The sequence below is a fragment of the Ralstonia sp. 25C genome, assembly GCF_051904805.1.
Lineage (GTDB): Bacteria > Pseudomonadota > Gammaproteobacteria > Burkholderiales > Burkholderiaceae > Ralstonia.
On record NZ_CP196737.1, the window covers coordinates 1,710,387 to 1,734,742 of the forward strand.

The window sequence follows — 24,356 nt, forward strand, 5'->3', positions numbered from 1 at the left end:
TTCCGATTTTCGACGCTTGCGGCATCGGCGATTCTCAGCAATGCGGCAAACAGGTTGCCGCACGTTACGCGCTTCCGGAGACCCGTCGACATGCAGCCCCCCATTCAACTCGTCATTGCGGATGATCACCCCGGTGTGGTGGCCGCCGTGCGTCACCTCGTCTCCGCGGTCGACGGCTTTGAAGTGGTGGGCGAGGCGGGCGACGCCGACGAACTCCTCGCCCTGCTTGGCCGCGTGCGCTGCGACATCGCCATCACCGACTACGCCATGCCCGGCAGCCGCTACGGCGACGGCATCGTCATGCTCGAATTCCTCATGCGCCGCCACCCTGACCTGCGCGTCATGGTCCTGACCATGCTCGAGACGCGCGCGCTGATGAGCAACATCCTGCGTGCGGGAGTCAAGGTCATCGTCAGCAAGTCGGACGAGCCGGAACACATTCTCGAGGGCGTGCAGGCGGCGCTGAACAACCGCATCTATCTGTCACCTCAGCTCGACGCCAAGCTGATCCGCCGCATCGAAGTGCCCGAGCCCGACGAAGACGACCCCATCCGCCTGCTCGGCAAGCGCGAGCTCGAAGTCCTGCGCATGTATGTGACGGGCAAGACGGTCAGCGAGATTGCCGTGCAGCTCAACCGCAGCGTCAAGACCATCAGCGCGCAAAAGCAGGCCGCCATGCGCAAGCTCAAGCTCGATACCGAAGCCGCACTGTTCGACTTTGCGGTGCGGCACGGGCTGCTCGGCCATAGCGAGGTCTGACGCAATGAAAGCGCGCGCCAAGCTCTCCACCCGGGTCCGCCTGCGCATCGGCATCGGCGCAGGCTTGCTAGTCTGCGTGGCGATCCTGGCCTGGCTGGGCGGCACGCGCAACGCCGATGCGGAGGACGCCGCGAGCACCGTCCAGCGCATGACATCGCTGCCGACCCAGCTGACCGTTGGCGTGATCGGCGACGCGATGATGCCGCTCGAAGGCGTGGAAGCCGACCGGCTCAGCGGCTTCTCGGGCGATCTGCTCAGGCATCTGATTCCGCAAGACCAGGTGCGTATCGTGCCGCGTGTGTTCACGCGCCGTGATGAACTGCTCAAGGCCGCTTGCCGGGGCGACGTCGACATCGTGATGAGCGTGGCGCCGCGCTCGCAATACGAGCGCTGCCTTGAATATTCCGCGCCTTACCTCGAGCGCCCCACTGCGGTGGTCGCGCGCAGCGACAACGCACGGGTAGCCCAGAACCCGTTTGCCTCAGGCACGCGCATCGCGGTGGAGCAAGGCTCCTCGCTCGAAGAAGAACTGGCGCACCAGTACCCCACCATTCACCTGGTCAGCTTTCCCACAGCCGCCGATGCACTGGACGCGGTGCTGCAGGACACCGCGGATGCCTACGTGGGCGTGACCTACCCCACACGCGAGTTGCTGGCGCAGCCGCGCTATGTGCGCCTCTCGATCGTGCAACTGGTGAACCAGCAGGTCAACGCGCTGCACTTTGCCGCACCACGCGATCGCGCCATGCTCATCCGCTATCTCGATCGACACCTCGCGCAATTGTCCGACGCCGCCATGAGTGAACTGCGCGCGCGCTGGATCACGCAAGGTGGCGCGAGCAGCGTCGGTCTGCAGCTCTCCGCCAAAGAGCGCGCCATGCTGGCATCGCTGCCTCCGCTGCGCTATGCCGCCGACCCCGACTACATGCCGTACACCTTCAATGGGGTGCGCGGCGAGGTGCTCGGCATCCTGCCGGAGTACCAGAGCTATCTTTCGCGCACGCTCGGCCTGCACTTCGAGCGCGTGAACGTGCACGACTGGTCCGACGCACTTGCAAAGGCCCGCAGTGGTGAACTCGACATCCTGCTCGGGATGTCCGATCAGGATTCGCGGCCACCCGGTTTCACACTCAGTCAACCGATCGATGCCACGCCAATGGTGATCGTAGGGCGCAGCGATGCGATCACGGTGGCGTCGTTATCCGAGCTTTCCGGCAAGACGGTGGCGCTGGCGACGAGCGAATCCCTCACCAGCCTGCTGCACCAGAACGTGCCCAAGATCCGCATCCTGTCGGCCATTTCGGTCAACGAAGCGCTGGCCATGGTGGCACGCGGAGACGCCGACTTCACCATCACCAACCTGCCGGTGGCCGACGCGCTGATTCGTCATCACTTTCCGGGGGAGTTGAAGGTCACGGGTTCGGCCAATACGGTTGAGCGCATCGGCGTGGGCGTGTCGGCGCAGTATGCCGCGTTGGTGCCCCTCATCAACCGGGCACTCTTCGCCATGCCGGAAGGGGAGCAGGTCAGCATCCGCAACAAGTGGCTGTCGGTCAGCTATCAGTTGGGGCCGACGGCTTCGGCGGTGCTCACCAAGTTCGGGCCTGCAGCGGCGCTGGTGCTGGTGGCGCTGGTGGCGCTGTTCATCAAGCAGATGCAGCTGCGTCGCGAAAACCATCAGCGGCGGCTGGCGGAACAAACCCTGGCGCAGCAGTTGAGTTTTCAGCGTGCACTGATGGAAGCGGTGCCGTTTCCGCTGGTCGCCAAGGATGCCGAGCACCGCTACATGGCCGTGAACGCCGCGTTCTGCAATATGTTCGGCCTGTCGCGCAAGTCGCTGCTGGGCCGTACGCCGCAAGAGCTGGGGCTGTTTTCGGCAGAGAACGTCGCGCACCTGTCGGAGATCAACCAGCACGCGGTGGACCTGAGCGAAAGCACGCGCGAAGAACTGCACATCGTCACGCCCGACGGGCAAGCACGCAACGTGCTGTACTGGATCGAGCCGTTCCATCTGCCCGATGGGCAACCGGCTGGCACGGTGGCATCGCTGGTCGACATCAGCGAGATCCGCGAAGCGCAGTCGCGCGCCGAACGCCTGGAGCAACGCTTGCGCCAGGTCACCGAATCGTTGCCGGCGCTGGTCTATCAATTTGAGCTGCTTCCGGGTCAAGCGCTGGGTCGGATGACGTACGTGGCCGGCAAGGCGCACGAAACCCTGGGCGGGCAACCCGACGATCTGTTGACGTATCTCTCCACGCCCGAGCTGCTGATTTACGAAGACGACCGCGAACGCGTGCTCGAAGCGGTGCGCGTCTCCGCCGCGCAACTGACGCCGTTTGATCAGCAGTTCCGGCATCTGTGCGACGACGGCTCGATCCGCTGGCTGCACGCGCGTTCGATTCCGCAGCGCACATCAGACGGCCGCACGGTCTGGAATGGCTACCTGAGCGACGCTACCGTGGAGCGTGAGCAGGCCGACGCGCTGGAAGCGGCCAAGAACGCAGCGGAATCGGCGCTGCTGGCCAAGGACCGTTTCCTGGCGATGATGAGCCACGAAATCCGCACGCCCATGAACGGCGTGCTGGGCCTGGTTGAACTCCTGCAGCAAACGCGGCTGGAGGGCGAGCAGAAGCAGATGGTGTCGCTGGTGCAGGACTCGGGCCGAGCGCTGCTGCATATCCTCGACGACATCCTCGACTACGCGAAGATCGAAGCCGGGCGCCTGGACATCTCCCCCGTGGATACCGATCTGCGGGAACTGTTCGACGGCACGGTGGGGTTGCTGGCCAGTCGCGCGCATGAAAAGTCGCTCGCGGTGCGCGTGGACGTGGCCGCCGACGTGCCGGCCATCGTGTCGGTGGACAGCGTGCGTGTGCGGCAGATTCTGTTCAACCTGCTCTCCAACGCGATCAAGTTCACCGAGCGCGGCAGCGTGCGCGTCACGGCGGAATGCAGCGCTATCGACGGCGACAAGGCGCACCTGGCGATACACGTCAGCGATACGGGCATCGGCATCGCATCTGATGTGCAAAAGACGCTGTTCGCGCCGTTCGTGCAGGCCGAGCGCTCCACGACGCGTCGCTACGGCGGCACCGGGCTGGGTCTGGCCATCTCGCGCCAGCTCGCCGGCCTGATGGGCGGCACGCTGTCGATGGACAGCGCGCCCGGCATGGGCACGACCATCACGCTGCGGCTGCCTGTACCGATCATCCATGCGCGTTATGCGCTGCCGCAGCTGGCGGGGCGCAGTGTCGCCATCGTGGTGGATGATGCGGCAGACCGGCACAGCCTCACCCAGTTCGCCATGGCGGCCGGGTTGCGTGCGGCATCGGGCGAGGATGCTGATCTGGTCTTCACCACCGCCGCGCGCAAACATCCCGGCGCCATCCACATCACCAGCGAAGTGGGCTACGCCGAGCGCGGCGCCGCGTTGAGCACCAACCCGCTGAGCTGGTACGCCTTCGTGCGCGCCTGCGAGCGTGCCTTGCCGCGGCCGGAAACCGCCCAGGCACCGAGCGCGCCGGCGCGCCCCGTGGTACCCGCGCCCGCCAGCGAAGCGCTCGGCGCGCACATCCTGGTGGCGGAAGACCACCCCATCAACCGCGAACTGATCGCCAAGCAACTGCGGTTGCTCGGCTACCGCGTCACGCTGGCGGAAGACGGCGTCGTCGCGCTCGAACGCCTGCGCGAGGGCCGCTTCGACGCCCTGCTCACCGACTGCCACATGCCGCGCATGGACGGCTTCGACCTGGCTCAGCAGATTCGCCAGCAAGAGCAGGTGGGGGGCCGCCGCTTGCCCATCGTTGCCATCACCGCCACCACCTTGGCCGAGGAACACGCCCGCGCCCGCGCAGTCGGCATGGACGCCTGCCTGCTCAAGCCGACCACCCTGGCCACGCTGCAAGAAGCCTTGTCTGCGCTGTGGACCAACGCACTGCCACCGCCCGGCACCGCCCCGGATGCCGCGGCAGCGGACGACAACGCCTTCCCACTCTCGCTCGAAGACTTGCGCCGTACCCTAGGCACGGGCCCGGCAGCTGCGAGCCTGGCGCAGGTCTTCCTGTCCTCGCTGGACGACGATGCCGAGCGGCTGCGCCCCCTGCTCGACAGCCTCGACCGCCCTGCCCTGCGCAAATGGACACACCGAACCAGCGGCGCCCTAGCGTTGCTGCGCAGCGCCGCTGTGGATGCCGAAACGGAAGCCTTCCGCCATGCCATCCACGGCGGTACGGACAGCGACATCCGCGCTACCGGTGCCCAAGTCGTCCGTCTCCTCGCACACATCAGGCAGCTGCTGGGCGCCCTCAAAACGACGTGCGAGAGCGCCGTGCACCGCACGCAAGTCGCGGATTCGTAAGGGAAATCCGTTTCAAGCGGTGCATACGCCGCTTCTAGAAGTTCAACTCCAATCGGGCGATTGACTCGCTCGTGCGGCGCCTCCTACGATGACATCGATCAATGTCACATTAAGAGGCGCCCATCATGTGGTGCCCACGGAGACGCCACGTGAACGCACGGTCTGAATTCCATCGCCCCGACCCAAGCATCGAGGCCCCAGCCCTGATCGATGTCGCCATCATCGGCACGGGCTTTGCCGGCCTGGGCATGGCGATCCAGCTCAAGCAGCACGGCCTCGACAACTTCCTCGTCTTCGAGAAGGCCGGCTCGGTGGGCGGCACGTGGCGCGACAACCATTACCCGGGCTGCGCGTGCGATGTGCAATCGCACCTGTACTCGTTTTCGTTCGCGCCGAACCCCGACTGGTCGCGCATGTACTCGCCGCAGCCGGAAATCCGCGCGTATCTGGAGCGCTGTACCGACGAGTTTGGCGTGCGCCAGCATGTGCGCTTCCATCATGAGCTGGCCCGCGCGGCTTTCGACGATGCCGCCGGCGTGTGGAACCTGGACATGGCCGACGGCCGCCGCTACCGCGCCCGCGTGCTCATCTCCGGCATGGGTGGCCTGAGCCGCCCGTCGTGGCCGAACATTCCCGGCATCGAAACCTTCCAGGGCAAGGCCTTCCACTCGCAGCTGTGGGAACACGACTACGACCTGTGCGGCAAACGCGTCGCCGTGATCGGCACGGGCGCCTCGGCCATCCAGTTCGTCCCACAGATCGCGCCCAAGGCCGGCCGCGTTGATCTGTACCAACGCACCCCGCCGTGGATCCTGCCCAAGCCCGACCGCAAGGTTTCGCGCCTGGAGCACTGGCTGTTCCGCCATCTGCCCTTCACGCAAAAGCTGATGCGCACCAGCATCTATTGGATGCTCGAATCGCGCGTGCTCGGCTTCGTGGTGCATCCCAAGCTGATGAAGGCCGTGGAGCGCATGGCGCGCAGCCACATCAAGCGCCGCATTGCCGATCCGGTGCTGCGCGAGAAGGTCACGCCCGACTACACCATCGGCTGCAAGCGCATCCTGATCTCGAACGACTACTACCCGGCGCTCACGCGCGAGAACGTCGACGTCATCACCACCGGCATCGCGCGCGTGGAGCCCAACGCCATCGTCACCACCGACGGCACGCGGCGCGAAGTCGATTGCCTGATCTTCGGCACGGGCTTCCACGCCACCGACCCGTTCCCGCGCGGCGTGCTGCTCGGCAGCCAGGGCGTGGACATTGTCGATGCCTGGAACAAGCGCGGTGCCGAGGCCTATCTGGGCACCACGGTGTCGGGCTTCCCGAATTTCTTCATGGTGGTGGGCCCGAACACGGGGCTCGGCCACTCGTCGATGGTGTACATGATCGAGTCGCAGGTGGCGTACATCATCGATGCGCTCAAGTCGATGCGCACACACAACGTGGCGACCATCGACGTGCGCCTTGACGTACAACGCCGCTTCAACGACGGCATCCAGAAGCGGCTGTCGAACGCGATCTGGTCGGCCGGCGGCTGCGCGAGCTGGTACCTCGATCCGAAGACCGGCAAGAACACCACGCTCTGGCCTGGATTCACGTGGCAGTTCCGCCGAGCCACCGCGCATTTCCGCCTGGCCGATTACCGCACGCGCCCGATGCCCGTGCCCAAGATTGGGCCAGCGCGCGTGCCTGCACGCACGGTGCCCGCCCCCACCCAGAACACCCCCAACGAAGAAGCGCTAGATCGTGCTTAAGACCCCATCCACGCATTGCCGCAAACGCAAGCGCCCCGATGGTTTGGCCGTTCCCTGCCCTAGATGGCGCCTTGAATTTCTGTTGCAGGGAGGAAAAAGAAGGGAGGCCTGTTTGAGCGCAGCGAGTTTGCCTCCCTTCCCTCCCTGCGACAGAAATTCAAGGAGGAAGTCGCCATCTCGGGCGCGCCTTTCTTTGCTTACTTTCTTTGGCAAGACAAAGAAAGTGAGTCGCCCCCGGCAGGGGGAGAAACAAGGGATGCACCACCAGCCCATACAAGACAAGCAAGAAAACCAGGAGACCCCGCCATGAAGTCATTCAACAACCAGGTCGCCGCCATCACCGGCGCCGCGTCAGGCATGGGGCGTGCACTGGCACTGCAGTTGGCACGCGAAGGCTGCCACCTCGCGCTCGCCGATCGCAACGAGGCCGCCCTCGCGCAGACCCTGCAACTGGTACGCGCACATGAAGGCGACCGCATCCGCGTGACCACGCATGCCGTCGATGTAGCCGACCGCGCCGCCGTCTACCGCTGGGCCGAAGAAGCGCACGCTGTTCACGGCAAGGTCAACCTGATCTTCAACAACGCAGGCGTGGCGCTCTCCAGCACGATCGAAGGCATGGACGACGACGAGTTGGCCTGGATCATGAACATCAACTTCTGGGGCGTCGTACATGGCACCAAGGCGTTCCTGCCGCTGCTCAAGGCCACAGGCGATGGACACATCATCAACACGTCGAGCATCTTCGGCATCTTCGCGCAGCCGGGCATGGGCGCTTACAACGCCAGCAAGTACGCCGTGCGCGGCTACACCGAAGCCCTGCGCCAAGAACTGGATTTGATGAACTGCGGCGTCTCCGCCACGTGCGTGCACCCCGGCGGCATCAAAACCAACATCGCGAAGTCGAGCCGCGTATCGCCGAGCATGAACGGCTTCTTGGTCCGCGACGAACAGCAAGGCAAAGCCGAGTTCGAGAAGTTCTTCATCACCACCGCCGAGAAGGCTGCCGAAGTGATCCTCGATGGCGTGCGCAAGAACAAGCGCCGCGTGCTGATCGGCCCCGACGCCCACGCCGCCGACGTGATGGCCCGCGTGCTGCCTGCCGCGTATCAAGCGCTGGTCGTGCGCGAAGCCCGCCGTACGCGCAAGAAGGCGTTGCGCGAAGACACCGCGCCCGCCACCGCCCGCGCCAAATAGGAGGCCACCGATGAACCCGGCCACCACCGCTGAACTCCACGAATTCGCCAGCCCCCCGCGCGCGAACCTGCTGAACGTCGCACGCGCCATGCTGCGCCCGGGCCGCCTCGGCCTGCGCAGCATCGGCCGCGACGTGCTGATCGCCCGTTACGCCAAGCCGCAATCGCGCTACCTGCCGCTGATGGGCACGCGCGTGCATTACACCGATGAAGGCGCCGCCAACGCAGAAGGCACGCTGCTGCTGATCCACGGCTTTGGCGCGTCGCTGCACACGTGGGATGGCGTGCTGCCGCAACTCACGCGCCGCTATCGCGTGATCCGGCTGGACCTGCCGCCGTTCGGCATCACCGGGCCGCTGCGCGATGCGCAAGGCCGCCCGCGCACGATGGAGCTGCCGCTGTACCGCGACTTCATCGACGCGTTTGTCGATTCGCTCGGCCTGTCCAAGCTCACGCTGATCGGCAACTCGCTCGGCGGCATGGTGTCGTGGGACTTTGCGGTGCGCCACCCGGGCCGTGTGGAGAAGCTCGTGCTGATCGACTCGGCCGGCTTCCCGATGCAGTTGCCGATCTACATCGATCTGTTCAATCACCTGAGCGTGCGGCTGACGTCGCCGTGGATGCTGCCCGAGGGCATCATCCGCGCCGCCACGCGGGATGTGTACGGCGACCCGTCGCGCGTGTCCGAACCCACGCTGCGCCGCTACACCGATTTCTTCTACGCCGAAGGGGCACGCCAGGCCATCGGCAAGATGGTGCCGAAGTTCCGCTTTGACGATGTCGATACCAGCGGGCTGGCCTCGATCCGAGTGCCCACGCTCATTGTGTGGGGCCAGCGCGACCGATGGATCCCGCCCGCGCATGCTGGTGAATTTGCCCGCCGCATTCCCGGCGCCACGCTGCGCATGTATCCGGCGCTCGGCCATATCCCGATGGAGGAAGACCCCGTGCGCGTGGGCACTGACCTCTGCGCATTCCTCGATCAAGGGCGCGCCACAACGCCTGCCACAGCGCGCGCCACAGAAACCACATTCCAGGAGAACAGCCCATGATGCCAGTCCGCCGCGACGTGCATCCTCACCTGCCGGCTGATCGCATCAGCAACTGGCACGAGCGAGGCCACCACGTCACCCACTTCCTGAACGCGCTGTCGATCTTCTTCCCGACCGGTGAGCGCTTCTTCATGGACAGCGTGCGCAACTACCGCCATCTGGTGACCGATCCCGAACTCAAGCAGGCCGTGGCCGGCTTCATCGGCCAGGAAGCCATGCACACGCGCGAACACGTGCTGTACAACGATCTGCTCGACCGCGCCGGCCTCCCCGCTTCGCGCATCGACCGCTTTGTCGGCAAGTTCCTCAACGTGCTGCGCAAGTACACGCCCAAGAAGCACCAGCTGGCCGTAACGGTCGCGCTGGAGCACTACACGGCCATGCTGGCCGGTCAGGTCCTCGCCCATGAAGACGGCCTGGGCCGCAACTCGCAACCCGGCTATCGCCAGGTCTGGATGTGGCATGCGATGGAAGAGACCGAGCACAAGGCGGTCAGCTACGACGTGTGGAACCTCGCCGTCAAACCGGGCCTGCGCAGCTACATCCTGCGCACGTCCGTGATGCTGAGCACCACGGTGCTGTTCTGGTCGATGGTGTTCTACGTGCACATGCGGCTGATCTTTGCGGACCGCACCTGCAAGCGCAAATTCCTGGGGCTGGGCAAGGTGTTCCACTACCTGTGGATCTACCCGGCGCCGCTGCGCAAGATCATTCCGGAGTTCTTCGATTTCTTCCGGCCGTCGTTCCATCCGTGGGATGAGGACAACCGCGCCGCACTGGAACGCTTGCCCAAGCTGATCTCGGAGATCGAAGCGTACGCCGCCGCCAATGGCGAAGCGCCGTCGCCGTCGATCCGCCGCAAGCTGTCGACCGCAGGTGCAGCCGGATCCTGAGCAGGCATTCAAAACGCCTGCAGCACCAGCCGCATCAGGATCAAACTAGAAATAGAGAAAGCGCGCCCCACGCATGGGCGCGCCGGAGACACTAACCCTTGTCCGGCGAGCTTGGTGGCTCGTGCAGGTGCTCGATGACTTGCGCTACGCGGTCGCCCAGGTATTTGTTGGCGGCAGTTTCGAGCGCACGCATCAGTTCAGCCTCGACCGCCACCAGTGCCAGCGGGCGGATGCGCCAGATCACGTCGACCAGACGCGGCACGTCTTCGACCGGCGGCAGGTCGCTGCCGTACTTGTCGAGTTCGCGTACGACCATGGAGACGAGATCATCGGCCACCGCCTGCGTATGCGGCCGGGCACGCTCGATGATATCGAGCACTTCGACGAGCGGGAAACCGGCCTTGGCCATCTGCGCGCCAGCCAGCAATGCCTTCGGGCTGCGCGCCAGATAGCCGAGGCCATCGGGTTCGAGCAGGCCGAGCGAAATGGCCCGCGCCAGCGCCTGACGCGACATGGATTTGCCGAACAGCTTGGCCAGCGCCAGCAACGAATAGTGCTTGGGCGATTCATCCGACCACGGGCTGGCGATGGCGGATTCGAGCCCGAGGATGGAGCGCAGGTCGTGGCCTTCGACGATGGCCTTGAGCAGTTCCTGGATGTTGGCGAGCGTGTAGCCGCGCGCCAGCAGGTGATTGATGAGCTTGAGCCGTCCGAGGTGTGCCTGCGTGTAGATGCCCACGCGGCCGCGCCGCTCGGGCGGGTCGATCAGGCCGCGGTCTTGGTAGGAGCGGACGTTGCGGACGGTGGTGTCGGCCGCGCGCGCGAGTTCGTCGATGGTGAACTCACGGGCGGATGGAGCGGCAGGCGGACCGGCGTCGCCGGTTGGTTTGCGGGCGGGCATGAAAAAATTTTACACGAGCGCGGCAGTCGGGCTGACCGAGATGACCGCGCCACTTGCCGGAACCGTTCCGGTACTCACGACGAGGAGACACGTCGATGTGGGAATCGATTTTGGCTTGCGTGCGGGCTGGGGCTCGGGCTCGTCACAGGACCAGGGTTTCGTCCCCTGGCGGGGCCGACTTACTTTCTTTGTCTTGCCAAAGAAAGGTAAGCAAAGAAAGGCGCGCCCGAGATGGCGACTTCCCCTTGAATTTTCGTAACCGGGCGGAGACGGGGAAAACTCGCTGCGCTCAGACAGTTCCCCGTCTTGTTTCCGCCCGCTTACAAAAATTCAAGGCGCCATCTAGGGCAGGGTACGGCCACACCATCGGCGTGCGTGTGCGAACTCCCTGGCTTCGCGCTGCTGGTACGTTGATGGCGGCGTTGTTGCTGCAGAGCTGTGCCAGTGCGGGGGACAACCATGGCGGCATCGAGGCGGAGAAAGCCAAACAGCTAGAAGACGCCCGTGCGCAGGCGCGGGCGCCGTTTCAGGCTGGTGCTCTCGCTACGCGCGAGGTGCGGCCGGTTACGTTGCGCGATTCGGGGCAGCCTGATGCGATCTCGTATCTGCGGCATGTCGACTTTCGCTTTGACGGCGGCGTCGGCTTCGTGATCGATCAGTTGGCGTTGCGCATGGTGCCGCGTGCGCCGGGCGATCCGGTGTGGCTGGATGATGTGTCGTCGTACACGCTGCAACCGGTGAGCGGCAACGTGCGCGTGACGGCTGAGAGCATGGCGGCGCTGTTCAATACCGTGGTGTTTGCGCGGGGTCCGAGCAGCGATCCGCCGCTGCGCAACTTCAGCTTCTCGCTCGACGATGGCACGCTCGATATGCACGCCGAGATGCGTCGGCGCGGCGCGTGGGTGCCGATCGAGCTGCGCGGCCCGCTGGTGCTGCGCGATCCGCAGACCATCGTGTTTCGCCCGAACGTGGTCAAGGTGCAAGGCCAGAACGCCGGTGCGCTGATGGGCGCTGCGCATATCGAGTTGGCGGATTTGCTGCCGGTGTCCACACCGTCGGTGCAGCTCAATGGCAGCGAAATCGTCATGCAGGTGCCCAAGCTGTTTCCGCCGCCCGCGCTGGATTTAAAGCTCTCCGCCATCCGCGTCACACGCGATGGGCTGTTCATGCAGATCGGCGATGGCCAGCCGCAGATGCCGCCGCTGGCCAATGCCGCTGATGCGCAGCGCCCGTACATCCTCTTCCGCGGAGGCGATATCCGCTTCCTGCGCTCGATGCCGATGAATGCGCGCATCGATATCGTCGTCGCCGATCCAGCGAAGCCGTTCGTGTTCAACCTGTATCGCTATCGGGATCAGCTCGTGGCGGGGTCGTTGCGCTTCTCGCCGGATGGGGGGATCCGCGTGCTGATGCCGTCGTTCGACACGCTAACTGCGGCGAAGACTGCCAAGCCCACCGTGCAACTCGCCAAGAGGACCGCGCCATGATCGCCCCCGCCCTCGCATTTGCCGTGTTCGCGCTTCGCCTCGCGATGGTGGCGCTGGGGTTGGCTGGCATCATGGCCAGTGCGCTATCCCGCGCCGCAGAACCGCCGATGGCCGGTGCCCAGCGCAAGGCGTGGAGCACCGCCCGCCAGCAGTGGACGCAGCGCTGCGACCCAAGCTCCGGTGCCGCCAGCGCCAGCGATGCCGCCACGCCGCGCAACTCCGGCACCGCCCCGCCCGTGGTGCAGATGCGCGATGTGGATTTCCGCATCACCGGCAGCATCGGCTTCCACGTTCACCAGCTCACGGCGCAGCTCGTGCCGCATACGCCAGGCCAAGCCGTCAACATGGACGACCCCGGCCAGTTCGACATCCGCATTCTCGGCGGAGAAGTCACCGTACCGAAGGATTCGCTGGATGCGCTCTTTAACACGTATCTGCTGGACTACTCGCCGCGCTCCCTCGATGCGCTGTCGCTCACGCCGGGCGACGGCGTGCTCGATGTGTCGGGCGGGCTCAAGCTGCGCGACCATTTTCCCGGCGTGTGGCTGCCGTTCGGCATGCGCGGCACGCTACAACTCAAGGAATCGCGCTACCTCGTCTACACCCCCACCGAGGCGCGCGTCATGGGCATCCAGACGCTTGCGCTGCTCAAGGCGATGGGGCTCCAGCTCTCGCAGCTCGCGCCGCTGGATCGCCCTGGCGCCAAGCTCGCAGGCAACGACATGGTGCTGGATCAATACACGGTGTTCCCGCCGCCGCGCCTGATCGGCCAGATGAAGACGGCGCGCGTGACGCCCGATGGGCTGGTGCTCGGTTTCGGCCCCGCGCCGGCTGCGTGTGCACCTGCCCCGACCACTGCCGCCAGCCGCATCTGGATCCAGTCCGGCGATCTGAAGATGTACAACGTGCTGGTCACCAACAGCCGCGTGCTCGTGACGGACACATCGACGAAAGGGCCGCTGCGTTTCGACCTCTACCACTACCGTGAAGCCGCCGCGCGCGGCACCACGCGCATGGATGCCGACGGCACGCTACGCGTGGACTTGGCCCCGGCCGCCGCCGTGCAATGACGCTCCAACCCTACTTCTGGCAGACGGCACGCAGTACGGCTTCGCCCTCGGAGTTCGGCACCACACCTTCCCAGCGCGGGCCGTCGATGGTGCGAGCCAGCAGCGTGGCGTGCTGGCTGTCCTGGATCAGCGCGCTGACCGGCAGGATGCGATCGTTCTTGCAGTCGTAAACCGACGTGCGTGAATCGTATTGATACGCCTTGCCATCGGCGAGTTTGCGCGGCGCGTCATAGGCATCACGCGAGGTGGCGCGTACCGTGCCGTCGTTGTTGCGCTCGATGGAATCCTTGTCCAGGTAGAGCGTGCCGGCGTTGTCGGCCAAGGGGGTCAGCTTCACCCAGTTGTCGGCGGCCAGGGCGGCTGCACTGCAAGTCATCAGGGCGCATATCGCCCCGCTTGCTGCCCAATTGGCCACTGTTGTTCGATTCCTTCGCATGGCTACCTCCGTTCGCATCATCCTGGGCATGTACGGGCGATCGCAGCGCGGCTGCATCGCGTTCCGCACATCAAAAAACGGAGTAGCAATCGGTATGCCGCGCTTGCAACGTTGCGTGGGCAGGCAGCAAAAAGCCCGCACGGGGCGGGCTTCTTCAGGCGGGGCGTGACGACTTACTTGGCGGCAGCGGCCATGTAGTCGACGGCCGCTTTGACATCATCGTCCGAGCCGGCGTACGTGCCCTTGGGCGGCATCGCGCCCTTGCCGTGCAATGCGATGTCATACATCTTGGCTTTGCCTTCGGCAATGCGCGGTGCCCAGGCGGCTTTGTCGCCAAACTTGGGGGCGCCAGCCACGCCAGCGGCATGACACATCTGGCAGGTCGAGTCGTAGACCTTCTTGCCAACATCGCCCGTCGACGCCTGCGGAGCTGCAGCCGCGGCAGGCGCTGCTGGTGCGGCAGCAGCCGGCGCCGGAGCAGCGGCCGGCGCGGCAGCAGGCGCAGCGGCCTCCGATGCCGATGCAGCCGCGGGAGCCGCCGCACCAGCCGCCGGGGCAGCCGGCTCCTGGAACTTGCCGCCGCCAGAGTTCGCCATGTAGACGATGGCACGTTGGATTTCGTAGTCGCTCACGTCATCCGGCGACGTGCCGCCACGCGCGGGCATGCCACCCTTGCCGGCCAGCGCCACCTTGGTCATGCCGTCCAGACCTTGTGACAGACGCGGGCCCCAGCTTGCCGCATCGCCAAACTTGGGCGCGCCGGCCACACCGGCCGCGTGGCAAGTTGCGCAGACTTCCTTATAGAGTTGCTCGCCCGTCTTGAAGACGCGCGGCGCATTCGGGTCTTTCAGCTCGAGGTGCGCAACCGGCTTGATGCGGTCGTTGGCGGCCTCTTCCGATGTGCTGGAACTGCCGGCGCCTTCCTTGGCGCCCAGGCCAACATAATTGGCCAGCAAAATGATGACGAGAATCGGAACGGCAAACGCGGCAACCACCGCGATGATCAACTGCTTCGGGGTCTTGATCAGGGGCTCGTGTTCGTCGTGTTGCGCGTCGCTCATGCTCAACTCTCAGGATGGTGGAACCGCTCTCGGAGGCCTCCGAGCGCCACCGGCATGAGTCACGAGCTCTGCCGACAGTGCGTGGGGCCGCGTTGGGTCACGATGAGGGCAGGAAGACCCTGGCAATCGCCGCTTCGCTGATTGCCGATTGGCCCAAACAGACCTGTCCCCGCATTATTTCTTGGCAAATGTCGGGCGATTATAGCCGTATTGCCCAGGCCATTGACACGCGGGAGAGCCCTAGGCAGCGCTTTTCGACCTGGGTCAAAAACCCCTGAAAACGGCGTTGCGCCGCGCGCCTTCACCTGGGCGCGATGGACGCCCGGCAACAAATACGCTATTCTGCGTGGCTTCCTTTCGGCATGTTCTGTGCCGACGTGCGCCCGTAGCTCAATGGATAGAGTACTGCCCTCCGAAGGCAGGGGTTGCTGGTTCGATCCCAGCCGGGCGCGCCAAGAATCCACGTTTTGAGGCGTTTTAGGGACGCTCCTGCGCCCGAACTGCAGGGTGCTGCAACATGCTGCTCCCCTGCCCAATACGGCCTCGCGCAGTCACGCGCCCCTTGCCCGATCAGGAGTCAAGCAGTGAGCCGTTACTGGAGCGATGTGGTTCAGCAACTTGTGCCGTATGTGCCCGGCGAACAGCCGGCGCTCGCACACCCCATCAAGCTGAACACCAACGAGAACCCGTATCCCCCGTCGCCGCGCGTGGCCGAGGCGATTGCTCATGAATTGGGCACCGCCGGCGACAGCCTGCGTCGCTATCCCGACCCGCTGTCGCGCCGGTTGCGCGAAACGGTGGCCGCCCATCATGGTTTGCAACCCGAGCAGGTCTTTGCCGGCAATGGCTCGGACGAAGTGCTGGCACACGTGTTCCAGGCGCTGCTCAAGCACGACAAGCCGCTGCGCTTTCCCGACATCTCGTACAGCTTCTATCCGACCTACGCGCGCCTGTACGGCGTGCAGTATGACGTGGTGCCGCTGGCAGACGACTTCTCCATCAATGCCGACGATTACCTCGGCGATGCGGGCGGCGTCCTGTTTCCCAACCCGAATGCCCCCACCGGGCGCGCCCTGCCCCTGGCGGACATCGAGCGCATCGTCGCAGCCAATCCGTCGTCGGTGGTCGTGATCGACGAGGCGTATGTCGATTTCGGCGCGCAGTCGGCCATCGCGCTGATTGACCGCTATCCGAACCTGCTCGTCGTGCACACGACGTCCAAGTCGCGCTCGCTTGCAGGGATGCGCGTGGGCTTTGCGTTTGGGCACGTGGCGCTCATCGAGGCGCTCAACCGGGTGAAGGACAGCTTCAACTCGTATCCGCTGGATCGCCTCGCTCAGGCTGCCGCCCAGGCCGCTTACGAAGACGACGCGTACTTCCGTGCCACGTGCCAACGTGTCGGTGCGACCCGCGAGCGGCTGACGCAGAGCCTGCAGACGCTGGGTTTCGACGTCGTGCCATCGGCGGCCAACTTCATCTTCGCGCGGCATCCGGCGCACGACGCGGCCACGCTCGCGGCGCATCTCAAAGCGCAGGAGATCTTCGTGCGCCACTTCAAGCTGCCGCGCATCGACCAGCATTTGCGCATCACCGTCGGGACCGATGACGAATGCGACGCACTGATTGGGGCACTGCGCACGCTGCTGGCCTGACCCTGCGGCAAATTGTCATCGGCTGCTAGCGGGATGGGGAGTGGCCAACGCGACCGCACGCGGCTTGCCTCCACCGAAAGTGAGTGATTGCTGCATCCAGGTATGGGGAACATTGACCACGCGCAGATGCTGCCCGGCGATGGCTGTGCCAGAATGCACGAGCGGAAAGCGGCGCGCCGACGCCGTCCGCAGTCCCCCAGGGCGCGCCGGTGTCTGGCACGGGCGCGGCACGGGACGCCACACAACACACTCCCACAAAAGGAATCAGCATGTCCAATCGTCGTCAATTCCTGAAGAGCATCCCCATCGTGGCCGCCGCAGGCGCCGTCATGTCGATGTCGGATCTGGCACTGGCAGCTCCGATGGTTGCTGAAAGCGACCCGCAAGCCAAAGCCCTGGGCTACGTGGCCGACACCACCAAGGCCGACAAGGCCAAGTTCCCCAAGCACACGCCGGATCAGCACTGCGGCAACTGCGCCCTGTACCAGGGTGGCACGGCAGCGCAGGGTGGCTGCCCGCTGTTCGCCGGCAAGGATGTCGCCAACAAGGGCTGGTGCAGCGCCTGGGCGAAGAAGGCCTAAGCGATACTTGCTTTCGCACCAAGCAGAACGGACCCCACGGGGTCCGTTTTCTCATGGGCGCTCGCTCTACAATGCGTGCCATGCCGTTCACATTCACGCCCACCGTCCTTGTCATCGACGACGAGCCGCACATCCGCCGCTTCGTCCGCGCTGCGCTGGAGGCAGAAGGCTGCGAAGTCCATGAAGCCGACCGCGTCGAGCGCGGACTGATCGAAGCCGGCACGCGCCAGCCCGATGCGGTCATCCTCGATCTCGGCCTGCCCGATGGCGACGGCATGCAGCTGATCCGCGAGTTGCGCACGTGGACGGAGGTGCCGGTGTTGGTGCTCTCCGCGCGCGTGGACGAGCGCGACAAGATCGCCGCCCTCGATGCCGGCGCCGACGACTACCTCACCAAGCCCTTCGGCGTGGGCGAGCTGATTGCGCGCCTGCGCGTCCTGCTACGGCGACACGCCAAACGCGGCGAAGACGGCGGCAGCATCATCCGCTTCGGCGAGGTGCAGGTCAACCTGGCGCGCCGTCTGGTCACGCGCAACGGCGAGGCGATACACCTCACGCCCATCGAGTATCGGCTGCTGGCCGTGCTGCTCGGCCGACGCGGCACGGTGATGACGCACCGCGAGCTGCTGCGCGAAGTCTGGGGCCCCGCGCACTCCGACAGCAGCCACTATCTGCGCATCTACATGGGCCACCTACGCCACAAGCTTGAGCGCGATCCGGCGCGGCCGGAGCATCTGCTGACCGAAGTCGGCGTCGGCTACCGCTTCACTGCTTAAGCCAACGCAAGCGCGGTTCACTGCTCCTTGATACCGGCGGCGCGCACGATGCGGCCGTTGCTGTCGTATTCCGCGCGGATGGCGGCGGCGAACTGCTGCGGTGTGCCGCCCACCGGCACCACGGCAGCCTGCGTGAGCCGATCGCGCAGGTCAGGCGCGGACAGCGCTTTGTTGATCTCCGCGTTCAGCCGTGTGATGACCGGCGCAGGCGTCTTGGCCGGCGCGAATACACCGAACGTCGACGCCATGTTGGCCTTGGCGTAACCCAGCTCGGTGAAGGTGGGCACGTTGGGCAGTGCATCCAGCCGGTGCGGCGCACCCACCGCCAGCGGGCGCAGCTTGCCACTGGTGATGTGCTGCATGAGCGTGGGGCCGACGTTGGTCGACATCACCTCCACCTGGCCGCCCAGGGCATCGGTCAGTTGCTGGCCACCGCCCTTGTATGGAATCAGCGTGATGTCCACACGCGCCTGCGCCTTGACCTGCTCCAGCGCCAAGTGCCCCACCGTGCCAACGCCCGACGTCGACCAGCGGATCGAGCCCGGCTTGGTGCGCGACTGGCTCAGCATGTCGGCAAAGCTCTTCCCCGTGAATGACGGTGTACCCAACAGGATCATCGGCGCGTACATGACGTTGGCCACGGGCGCGATGTCCTTGAGCGGGTCGTACGGCAGCTTGCCGAAATACGGATTGAGGGTCAGCGGGCTGACGGAAGAAAAGCCCAGCGTGTAGCCATCGGGCGCCGCCTTGGCCACCGCATCCATGCCGATGCTGCCACCCGCACCGGCGCGGTTTTCCACCACCACCGGCTGGCCGAGTTGGGCAGAAAGCTTCTCGCCCAGCGCACGCGCCACGTTGTCGGAAATACCACCGGTCGGGTACGCGACGATGATGTGGATCGGCTTGGCAGGATAGTCCTGGGCCTGGGCGGGTAGGACACCCGCGCACAGTAATGCGGCAACGGCAATCAGCGCGCGACGGGAAGTACAGGCAAGACGCATGGCTCAGCAGTCAGAGAAGACACAAATGCTGACATTGTAGGCGGATGCCAAGGCAAGCTCGCAGGCAAAAGAAAAGGCGCCCGAAGGCGCCTTTCCGTTCCCAATCGAGTGACTGCGTCGATTAGAAGATGTGGCGGATACCCACGCCAACGCTGGTCTGGTTCGACTTGCCAGTGCCGGTCGTGTTGCCGCCGCCCGACAGTTCCGGCAGAGCTGCGTCCTTGACCTTGTTGTAGTCGACCGTGCCATACACTTGCGTGCGCTTGGACAGGGCGTACTCGGCCAGCAGAACGCCGGTGTAGCGCTTGCCGTCGTTGCCGGCGGTCAGTGCAGCGTTGCTGATGCTGTCGTAGTAGAACGCGCCCGTCAGAGCCAGTGCCGGCGTAACGTTGTACGTCACACCCAGGATGCCGACGTGGTCACGACGCTTCGTGGCGCCCGGGGTCAGGCCAGCACCCGTGGTGGCGTTGCCGTAGATGTTCAGGCCGAAGGCGCTGCCGCCAACGCAGTTCGACGAGCTGTTCACGCAACCCGTGGCGTCGCTGCTGTCGATGTAGCCTGCGAACAGCTTGGCTGCGGCGATGGTGTAGTTACCGCCGATACCCCACACGGTTTGCTTGTTGCCAGCAACGTCCTTGTGCTGTTGTGCGAAGGCGCCGATGTAGGCCGGGCCGAATTCATAGGCCACCGTGCCGCCAACGTACGAGTTTTGGCTCGTGCTGCCTGCCACTTCGCCGAAGCCGTAGGCCAGGCCGACCGACAGACCGGCCCACTTGCCTTCGTACTTCAGCATGTTGGATTCGCGCAGGCCGGTCAGGCCGTAGTACATCCACGAGTTGCCGTCGTAGTTACCCACGCCCAGCGGGTCGAAGTTGCCACCGGTCGTGAAGCCGAAGTTGTATTGACGGCCCAGCGTGATGGTGCCCAGGTCCTTGTTGGACAGGCCCACGAACGACTGACGATTGAACAGCACGCCTGCGCTGCTTTGACGGCCGGAGTCCGAGTTAAAGCCGCTTTCCAGCACGAACAGCGCCTTGTTACCACCGCCCAGGTCTTCCGAGCCCTTCAGGCCCCAGCGGCTGTTCGACACAGCACCGCTTTCCATCTGGGTCACGCTGTTGCCAGCTTGGTTCGCGTTGTTGATGTAGTGAATGCTGGTATCGACAATACCGTACAGCGTCACGCTCGATTGGGCATAGGCCGAACCTGCGAACAGGGCGCCGACTGCAACCAGAATGGCAGACTTTTTCATGTGGGCTCGTAAATAAAAAGTTGTCTCAAACCGCCCGCCCCCGTGTGCATGAGGTTGGGCTCCTCCGTTCCTTTACTTCCGTGTCGGAAGTGCCGCGCAAATTTAACAAAAGCCCTTATGGCGGGCAAAGCAATTCACAGAATCATTCTGCGAAGTGTGGTAAGCGCGCATCGCTTTTCGTGCACCGCACCAAAGTGGCCTCCGGCAAGGCTTGCCGGCTCGTTGCGCCCTGCTGTGGTGCATCAATGCTGGGGTTAGTGTCCCAAGCATCCTGCTGATTAAGCAAAAAGGTGGAACGGCTGGCCGCGCCATTACGCCAGCGAAGCGTTTTCTGGCGCGATTCACGCTGGCTCGCATCATTTCGGCGCCGACAACAAACCGTTCGTCGCACCACCGTGGATACGCCATGCCCCCTGACCTAGGCTGTAGACCGTGGCAGGACATCACAAGACCACGCTTAAAAAAACAGCACCGAAAATCAGTTGAAGAAGGAGTTCGCCATGCGACTCAAGCAGATTGGAATGGCCGCGCTGTTGGCGGCTGGCGCCCTGGCGGCGGGCGGCGCTTGGGCGCAGGCCAGCCGCGTGGAAGTGTTCGGCCAGGCCGCACGGGCCGAGCGTTTTGACGTGTATAGCGACGGTGCCCGCACCGGACGTTTCGATACGTATACAGAAGGCGCACGCAGCGGGCGGTTTGATCCGTACGCGGAAGGCATGCGCATTGACCCGGCGGGCCGCGCGCGTGAAGGCGGCGGCACGGTCTACGGGACTCCCGTACCGAATTGATGCCCTGACCGGGGCAAGCGCTTACGGGCCGGTCTCCAGGCATCCTCCGTTCCCGCCTTTGGCCCACTCAGGCTCCGCTGGCATTGCGCCAGCGGGGCTTTTTCATGCGATCGGCTTTACGGTCAAATGAGCTTGTCGAGCGTGATCGGCAGCTCGCGCACGCGCCGGCCGGTGGCGTGATAGACCGCGTTGGCGATGGCCGCCGGCACGCCGGTGATGCCGATCTCGCCAATGCCCTTCGCGCCCAGCGGGTTGATGTACGGGTCCACCTCGTCGAGCACGAGGATGTCGATGTCGGGCACATCGGCGTTGACGGGCACGTGGTACTCCGCCAGGTTGTTGTTGACGATGCGGCCGTAGCGCGGGTCGAGCAGGCTCTCTTCGAATAACGCCATGCCCATGCCCCAGACGATGCCGCCCATGAGCTGGCTACGGCCCGTCTTGGCATTGAGCAACCGCCCCACCCCATAGCTCCCCACGATGCGCGAAACGCGGATCACGCCCAGGTCCGCATCGACATGCACTTCGGCAAACACCGCGCCAAACGAGTGCATCGAGAACTTCTGCTTCTCTTCGCCGGGCTGCACCTTGGCGGTCGCCTCGATTGGCCTGCCGTGGCGCGCAACGACCGCCGCCACCGGCTCGCGCGCACCGCTGCGGGCGCTCAGCACGCCATCGGCCACGGTGATGTCGCGAGCAGCCAGCCCATGCAGCGGCGAACTTGCATCGGCAATGGCCGCGGCAATCAACGCATCACGCGCCTGGGCGCCAGCGGCCTGCACGGCGGGCGACACACTGGCGGCGCTCTGCGAGCCGCCCGAGACCGGCGCCTCGGGCATGCGCGTGTCACCCAGGCTGAAGTGCACGCGCTCGACGGGCATGCCCATGGCATCGGCCGCCACCTGCGTCATCACCGTGTAGGTGCCGGTGCCCAGGTCTTGCGAGCCGGATTCGACCTGGGCCGTGCCGTCCGGCAGGTAGCGCGCCGTGGCGCCGGCCGGGCTGCGGTTGGCCGGGTACGTGGCCGTCGCCATGCCCCAGCCGATGCGCGTGTTGCCCTCGCGCATGCTGCCCGGCTGCGGATTGCGGCGCGCCCAGCCAAAGCGCTCAGCCCCGGTGCGATAGCATGCCGCCAGCGATTTGCTCGACCACGGGATGTGCTTTTCGGGGTCTTGTGCGGCGTCGTTGCGCAGGCGCAGCTCCACGGGGTCGATGCCCAGCGCGTAGGCCATCTCATCCAGTGCAACTTCCAGCGCGAAGGTGCCGGTGGCCTCGCCCGGTGCGCGCTGGAACGTTGGCGTGCCGACATTGAGCCGCGCCAGCCGGTGCGTGGTCCGCTGGTTGGGCGTCTCGTACAGCATGCGCGTGACGATCGCGCAGGGCTCGGTCCAGTCTTCGATCATCGACGTGGTGGTCAACGAGTCGTGCGAGATGGCGGTGAAGCGGCCGTCGCGGGTGGCACCCAAGGCGATGCGCTGTTCGGTACGCGGGCGGCCACCGACGGGGCCGAACATCTGCGGGCGCTCCAGCACGATCTTGACGGGCCGCCCTACCTGCCGCGCCGCCATCGCTGCCAGCACCACGTGCGACCACACCGAGCCCTTGCAGCCAAACCCGCCGCCCACAAACGGGCACACCACGCGCAGCTTATCGGGCGACAGGCCCAGCGTCTTGGCGACGGTGCGCCGCACGCCGGAGACGTACTGCGTGCTGTCGTACAGCGTGAGCGCATCGCCATCCCACACGGCGATGGTGGCGTGCGGCTCCATGGGGTTGTGCGTTTCCATGGGCGTGCCGTACACGGCTTCGATGCGCTGCGCGGCCTGCGCCATGCCGGCGGCCACGTCGCCGCGCGTGGTGTCGGCCGATTGCGTCTGCACCTTGCCGGGCGAATGCGCATCCGCCCGGGCGCTCTCAAAGTCGAGCCGCGCCGGCTGCTGCGTGACCTCCAATCGCACCATGCGCGCGGCGGCCTGCGCGTGCTCCAGCGTGTCGCCCACCACCAGCGCAACCGGCTGCCCGTTGTAGTGCACCTGGTCGTCCTGCAGCAACGACAGCATGCGGCCGGCCGGTGGCTCCAGCGCGGGCTTGCCGCCATTGGGCAGGCGCGGGGCGTTCTCGTGGGTCATCACCAGCAGCACGCCGGGCATGGCCTGCGCGACATGCGTGTCGACGCGCGTGATCCGTCCAGCGGGCACGGCGCTTTGCACCAGCACGGCATGCGCCAGATGCGGCACCTGAAACTCCGCCGCATAGCGCGCCTGCCCCGTGACCTTCAGCAGCCCATCGGTGCGGTCCAGCGCTTGACCGACATTGCTCATGCCACACCTCCTGTCGCGTCCTGTGCCAGTCTGGCCGCCACCGTCAGCGCCCGCGCGACCGCCCGCTGGGCCAGCGGCACCTTGAAGCCGTTATCGCGCAGCGGTTGCGCGCCTTGCACGGCGAGTGCACCGGCCTGGGCAAACAACTGTGTATCCACCGCCTGGCCCGCCAACATCTGCTCCGCCGCATGCGCGCGCCACGGCTTGTGCGCCACGCCGCCCAGCGCGATGCGCGCCTCACGGATGGTCCGGCCGTCCGCCTGCAACGCCAGCGCCGCCGCCACCGATACCAACGCAAACGCATAGCTCGCGCGGTCACGCACCTTCAGGTAGTGCACGTGCATGCCGAATGCGGGCGGTGGCAGATCAATCGCGACGATCAACTCGCCGGGTTCCAGCGTCGTATCGACATCAGGATGCGCTTCCGGCAGCCGATGAAACGCCTCGATGGGAATGCGCCGCTCGCCGTGCGCGCTGTGGACCACCACGGTGGCATCCAGCGCAGCCAGTGCGACGGCCATGTCAGACGGATGCGTCGCCACGCAAGCCTCACTGGCGCCAAGGATGGCGTGCATGCGGTTGAACCCCTCGCGCGCGGCGCAGCCAGAACCGGGCTGCCGCTTGTTGCAGGCGAGGTATGCCGTGTCGTAGAAGTAGTGGCAGCGCGTGCGCTGCATCAGGTTGCCGCCGTTGGTGGCCATGTTGCGCAACTGGCCCGAGGCGCCCGAGACAATCGCCTCCGTCAGCAACGGATAGCGCGTGCGCACCAGCGGATGCGCCGCCGTATCGGCATTGCGCGCCATCGCACCCAGGCGCAGGCTGCCATCGGGCAACGCCCGGATCTCTGCCAAGGGCAGCCGGCTCACATCCACCAGCCGCAGCGGCTGCTCGACGCCGCCCTTCATCAGGTCCAGCAGATTCGTTCCGCCACCGATATAGCGCGCGCCTGGCTCGCGGCCCAGGCGCACGGCAGCCTCGACAGAGGAGGCGCGGTCATAGGCAATCGATTGCATGGCGGC

The 24,356-nt window shown here is 65.5% G+C and carries 19 protein-coding genes and 1 tRNA gene; 13 read left to right on the forward strand and 7 right to left on the reverse strand.

Annotated features, from left to right (window positions below; genetic code table 11):
- The first annotated feature begins 90 nt into the window (after positions 1–90).
- The 6 genes from ACS7SF_RS07975 (at position 91) to ACS7SF_RS08000 (ending at position 10,014) form a co-directional block, all read left to right on the forward strand.
- Positions 91–759 carry a response regulator gene (locus tag ACS7SF_RS07975; protein ID WP_439892425.1) on the forward strand — a complete coding sequence of 223 codons (669 nt, stop codon included), beginning with the start codon at positions 91–93 and terminating at the stop codon, positions 757–759.
- A 4-nt stretch (positions 760–763) separates the two neighbouring features.
- Positions 764–5,116 (forward strand): ATP-binding protein, encoded by a 4,353-nt coding sequence (locus tag ACS7SF_RS07980; RefSeq protein WP_439892426.1) that lies wholly within the window; start codon positions 764–766, stop codon positions 5,114–5,116.
- Positions 5,117–5,265: 149 nt separating this feature from the next.
- Complete coding sequence (locus ACS7SF_RS07985) at positions 5,266–6,873, forward strand: flavin-containing monooxygenase (protein WP_439892427.1); 1,608 nt, start codon at positions 5,266–5,268, stop codon at positions 6,871–6,873.
- Between the two features lie 306 nt (positions 6,874–7,179).
- On the forward strand, positions 7,180–8,070 hold the full coding sequence (locus tag ACS7SF_RS07990; protein ID WP_439892428.1) for an SDR family NAD(P)-dependent oxidoreductase: 891 nt from the start codon (positions 7,180–7,182) through the stop codon (positions 8,068–8,070).
- 10 nt (positions 8,071–8,080) lie between these two features.
- Positions 8,081–9,121: an alpha/beta fold hydrolase gene (locus ACS7SF_RS07995; RefSeq protein WP_439892429.1), complete on the forward strand. Its 1,041-nt coding sequence runs from the start codon at positions 8,081–8,083 to the stop codon at positions 9,119–9,121.
- On the forward strand, positions 9,118–10,014 hold the full coding sequence (locus ACS7SF_RS08000) for a metal-dependent hydrolase (protein WP_439892430.1): 897 nt from the start codon (positions 9,118–9,120) through the stop codon (positions 10,012–10,014). Before ACS7SF_RS07995 ends, ACS7SF_RS08000 begins: the two co-directional genes overlap by 4 nt.
- A gap of 91 nt (positions 10,015–10,105) precedes the next feature.
- On the opposite strand, the gene ACS7SF_RS08005 is transcribed toward ACS7SF_RS08000, so the two are convergent.
- Complete coding sequence (locus tag ACS7SF_RS08005; protein WP_439892431.1) at positions 10,106–10,915, reverse strand: MerR family transcriptional regulator; 810 nt, start codon at positions 10,913–10,915, stop codon at positions 10,106–10,108.
- 377 nt (positions 10,916–11,292) lie between these two features.
- On the opposite strand from ACS7SF_RS08005, the gene ACS7SF_RS08010 reads away from it, so the two are divergent.
- Entirely contained in the window at positions 11,293–12,402 is a 1,110-nt protein-coding gene (locus ACS7SF_RS08010; RefSeq protein ID WP_439892432.1) for a hypothetical protein, read from the forward strand.
- Positions 12,399–13,472, forward strand: coding sequence for a DUF2993 domain-containing protein (locus ACS7SF_RS08015; protein ID WP_439892433.1), 1,074 nt, complete (start codon positions 12,399–12,401; stop codon positions 13,470–13,472). The genes ACS7SF_RS08010 and ACS7SF_RS08015 overlap by 4 nt, the downstream gene beginning before the upstream one ends.
- Positions 13,473–13,482: 10 nt before the next feature.
- On the opposite strand, the gene ACS7SF_RS08020 is transcribed toward ACS7SF_RS08015, so the two are convergent.
- Both ACS7SF_RS08020 and ACS7SF_RS08025 read right to left on the reverse strand, forming a co-directional pair.
- Complete coding sequence (locus ACS7SF_RS08020) at positions 13,483–13,908, reverse strand: surface-adhesin E family protein (protein ID WP_439892434.1); 426 nt, start codon at positions 13,906–13,908, stop codon at positions 13,483–13,485.
- A gap of 173 nt (positions 13,909–14,081) precedes the next feature.
- Complete coding sequence (locus ACS7SF_RS08025) at positions 14,082–14,969, reverse strand: c-type cytochrome (RefSeq protein ID WP_439892435.1); 888 nt, start codon at positions 14,967–14,969, stop codon at positions 14,082–14,084.
- Between the two features lie 379 nt (positions 14,970–15,348).
- Between ACS7SF_RS08025 and ACS7SF_RS08030 the strand changes: the two genes are divergently transcribed.
- From ACS7SF_RS08030 to kdpE, 4 genes are all read left to right on the forward strand, one after another.
- Positions 15,349–15,424 (forward strand) — tRNA-Arg (locus tag ACS7SF_RS08030).
- 129 nt (positions 15,425–15,553) lie between these two features.
- Entirely contained in the window at positions 15,554–16,621 is a 1,068-nt protein-coding gene (hisC, locus tag ACS7SF_RS08035) for a histidinol-phosphate transaminase (protein WP_439892436.1), read from the forward strand.
- A 269-nt stretch (positions 16,622–16,890) separates the two neighbouring features.
- Positions 16,891–17,202 carry a high-potential iron-sulfur protein gene (locus tag ACS7SF_RS08040; protein ID WP_147219071.1) on the forward strand — a complete coding sequence of 104 codons (312 nt, stop codon included), beginning with the start codon at positions 16,891–16,893 and terminating at the stop codon, positions 17,200–17,202.
- A gap of 71 nt (positions 17,203–17,273) precedes the next feature.
- Complete coding sequence (gene kdpE, locus ACS7SF_RS08045) at positions 17,274–17,978, forward strand: two-component system response regulator KdpE (protein ID WP_439892437.1); 705 nt, start codon at positions 17,274–17,276, stop codon at positions 17,976–17,978.
- Positions 17,979–17,995: 17 nt separating this feature from the next.
- Here kdpE and ACS7SF_RS08050 read toward each other — a convergent pair whose 3' ends face one another.
- Both ACS7SF_RS08050 and ACS7SF_RS08055 read right to left on the reverse strand, forming a co-directional pair.
- The gene (locus ACS7SF_RS08050; RefSeq protein WP_439892438.1) at positions 17,996–18,979 is read right to left on the reverse strand and encodes a Bug family tripartite tricarboxylate transporter substrate binding protein; all 984 of its coding nucleotides are present in this window, start codon (positions 18,977–18,979) and stop codon (positions 17,996–17,998) included.
- 121 nt (positions 18,980–19,100) lie between these two features.
- Entirely contained in the window at positions 19,101–20,231 is a 1,131-nt protein-coding gene (locus tag ACS7SF_RS08055) for a porin (protein WP_439892439.1), read from the reverse strand.
- A 500-nt stretch (positions 20,232–20,731) separates the two neighbouring features.
- Here ACS7SF_RS08055 and ACS7SF_RS08060 point away from each other — a divergent pair, with 500 nt between their 5' ends.
- Positions 20,732–21,016 (forward strand): hypothetical protein, encoded by a 285-nt coding sequence (locus ACS7SF_RS08060; protein ID WP_439892440.1) that lies wholly within the window; start codon positions 20,732–20,734, stop codon positions 21,014–21,016.
- A gap of 122 nt (positions 21,017–21,138) precedes the next feature.
- Here the strand turns inward: ACS7SF_RS08060 and ACS7SF_RS08065 are convergent, their stop codons facing one another.
- Together ACS7SF_RS08065 and ACS7SF_RS08070 are read right to left on the reverse strand one after the other, a co-directional pair.
- Positions 21,139–23,337, reverse strand: a complete 2,199-nt coding sequence (locus ACS7SF_RS08065; protein WP_439892441.1) for a xanthine dehydrogenase family protein molybdopterin-binding subunit — start codon at positions 23,335–23,337, stop codon at positions 21,139–21,141.
- Positions 23,334–24,350, reverse strand: coding sequence for an FAD binding domain-containing protein (locus ACS7SF_RS08070; protein WP_439892442.1), 1,017 nt, complete (start codon positions 24,348–24,350; stop codon positions 23,334–23,336). Before ACS7SF_RS08070 ends, ACS7SF_RS08065 begins: the two co-directional genes overlap by 4 nt.
- Positions 24,351–24,356 lie beyond the last annotated feature (6 nt).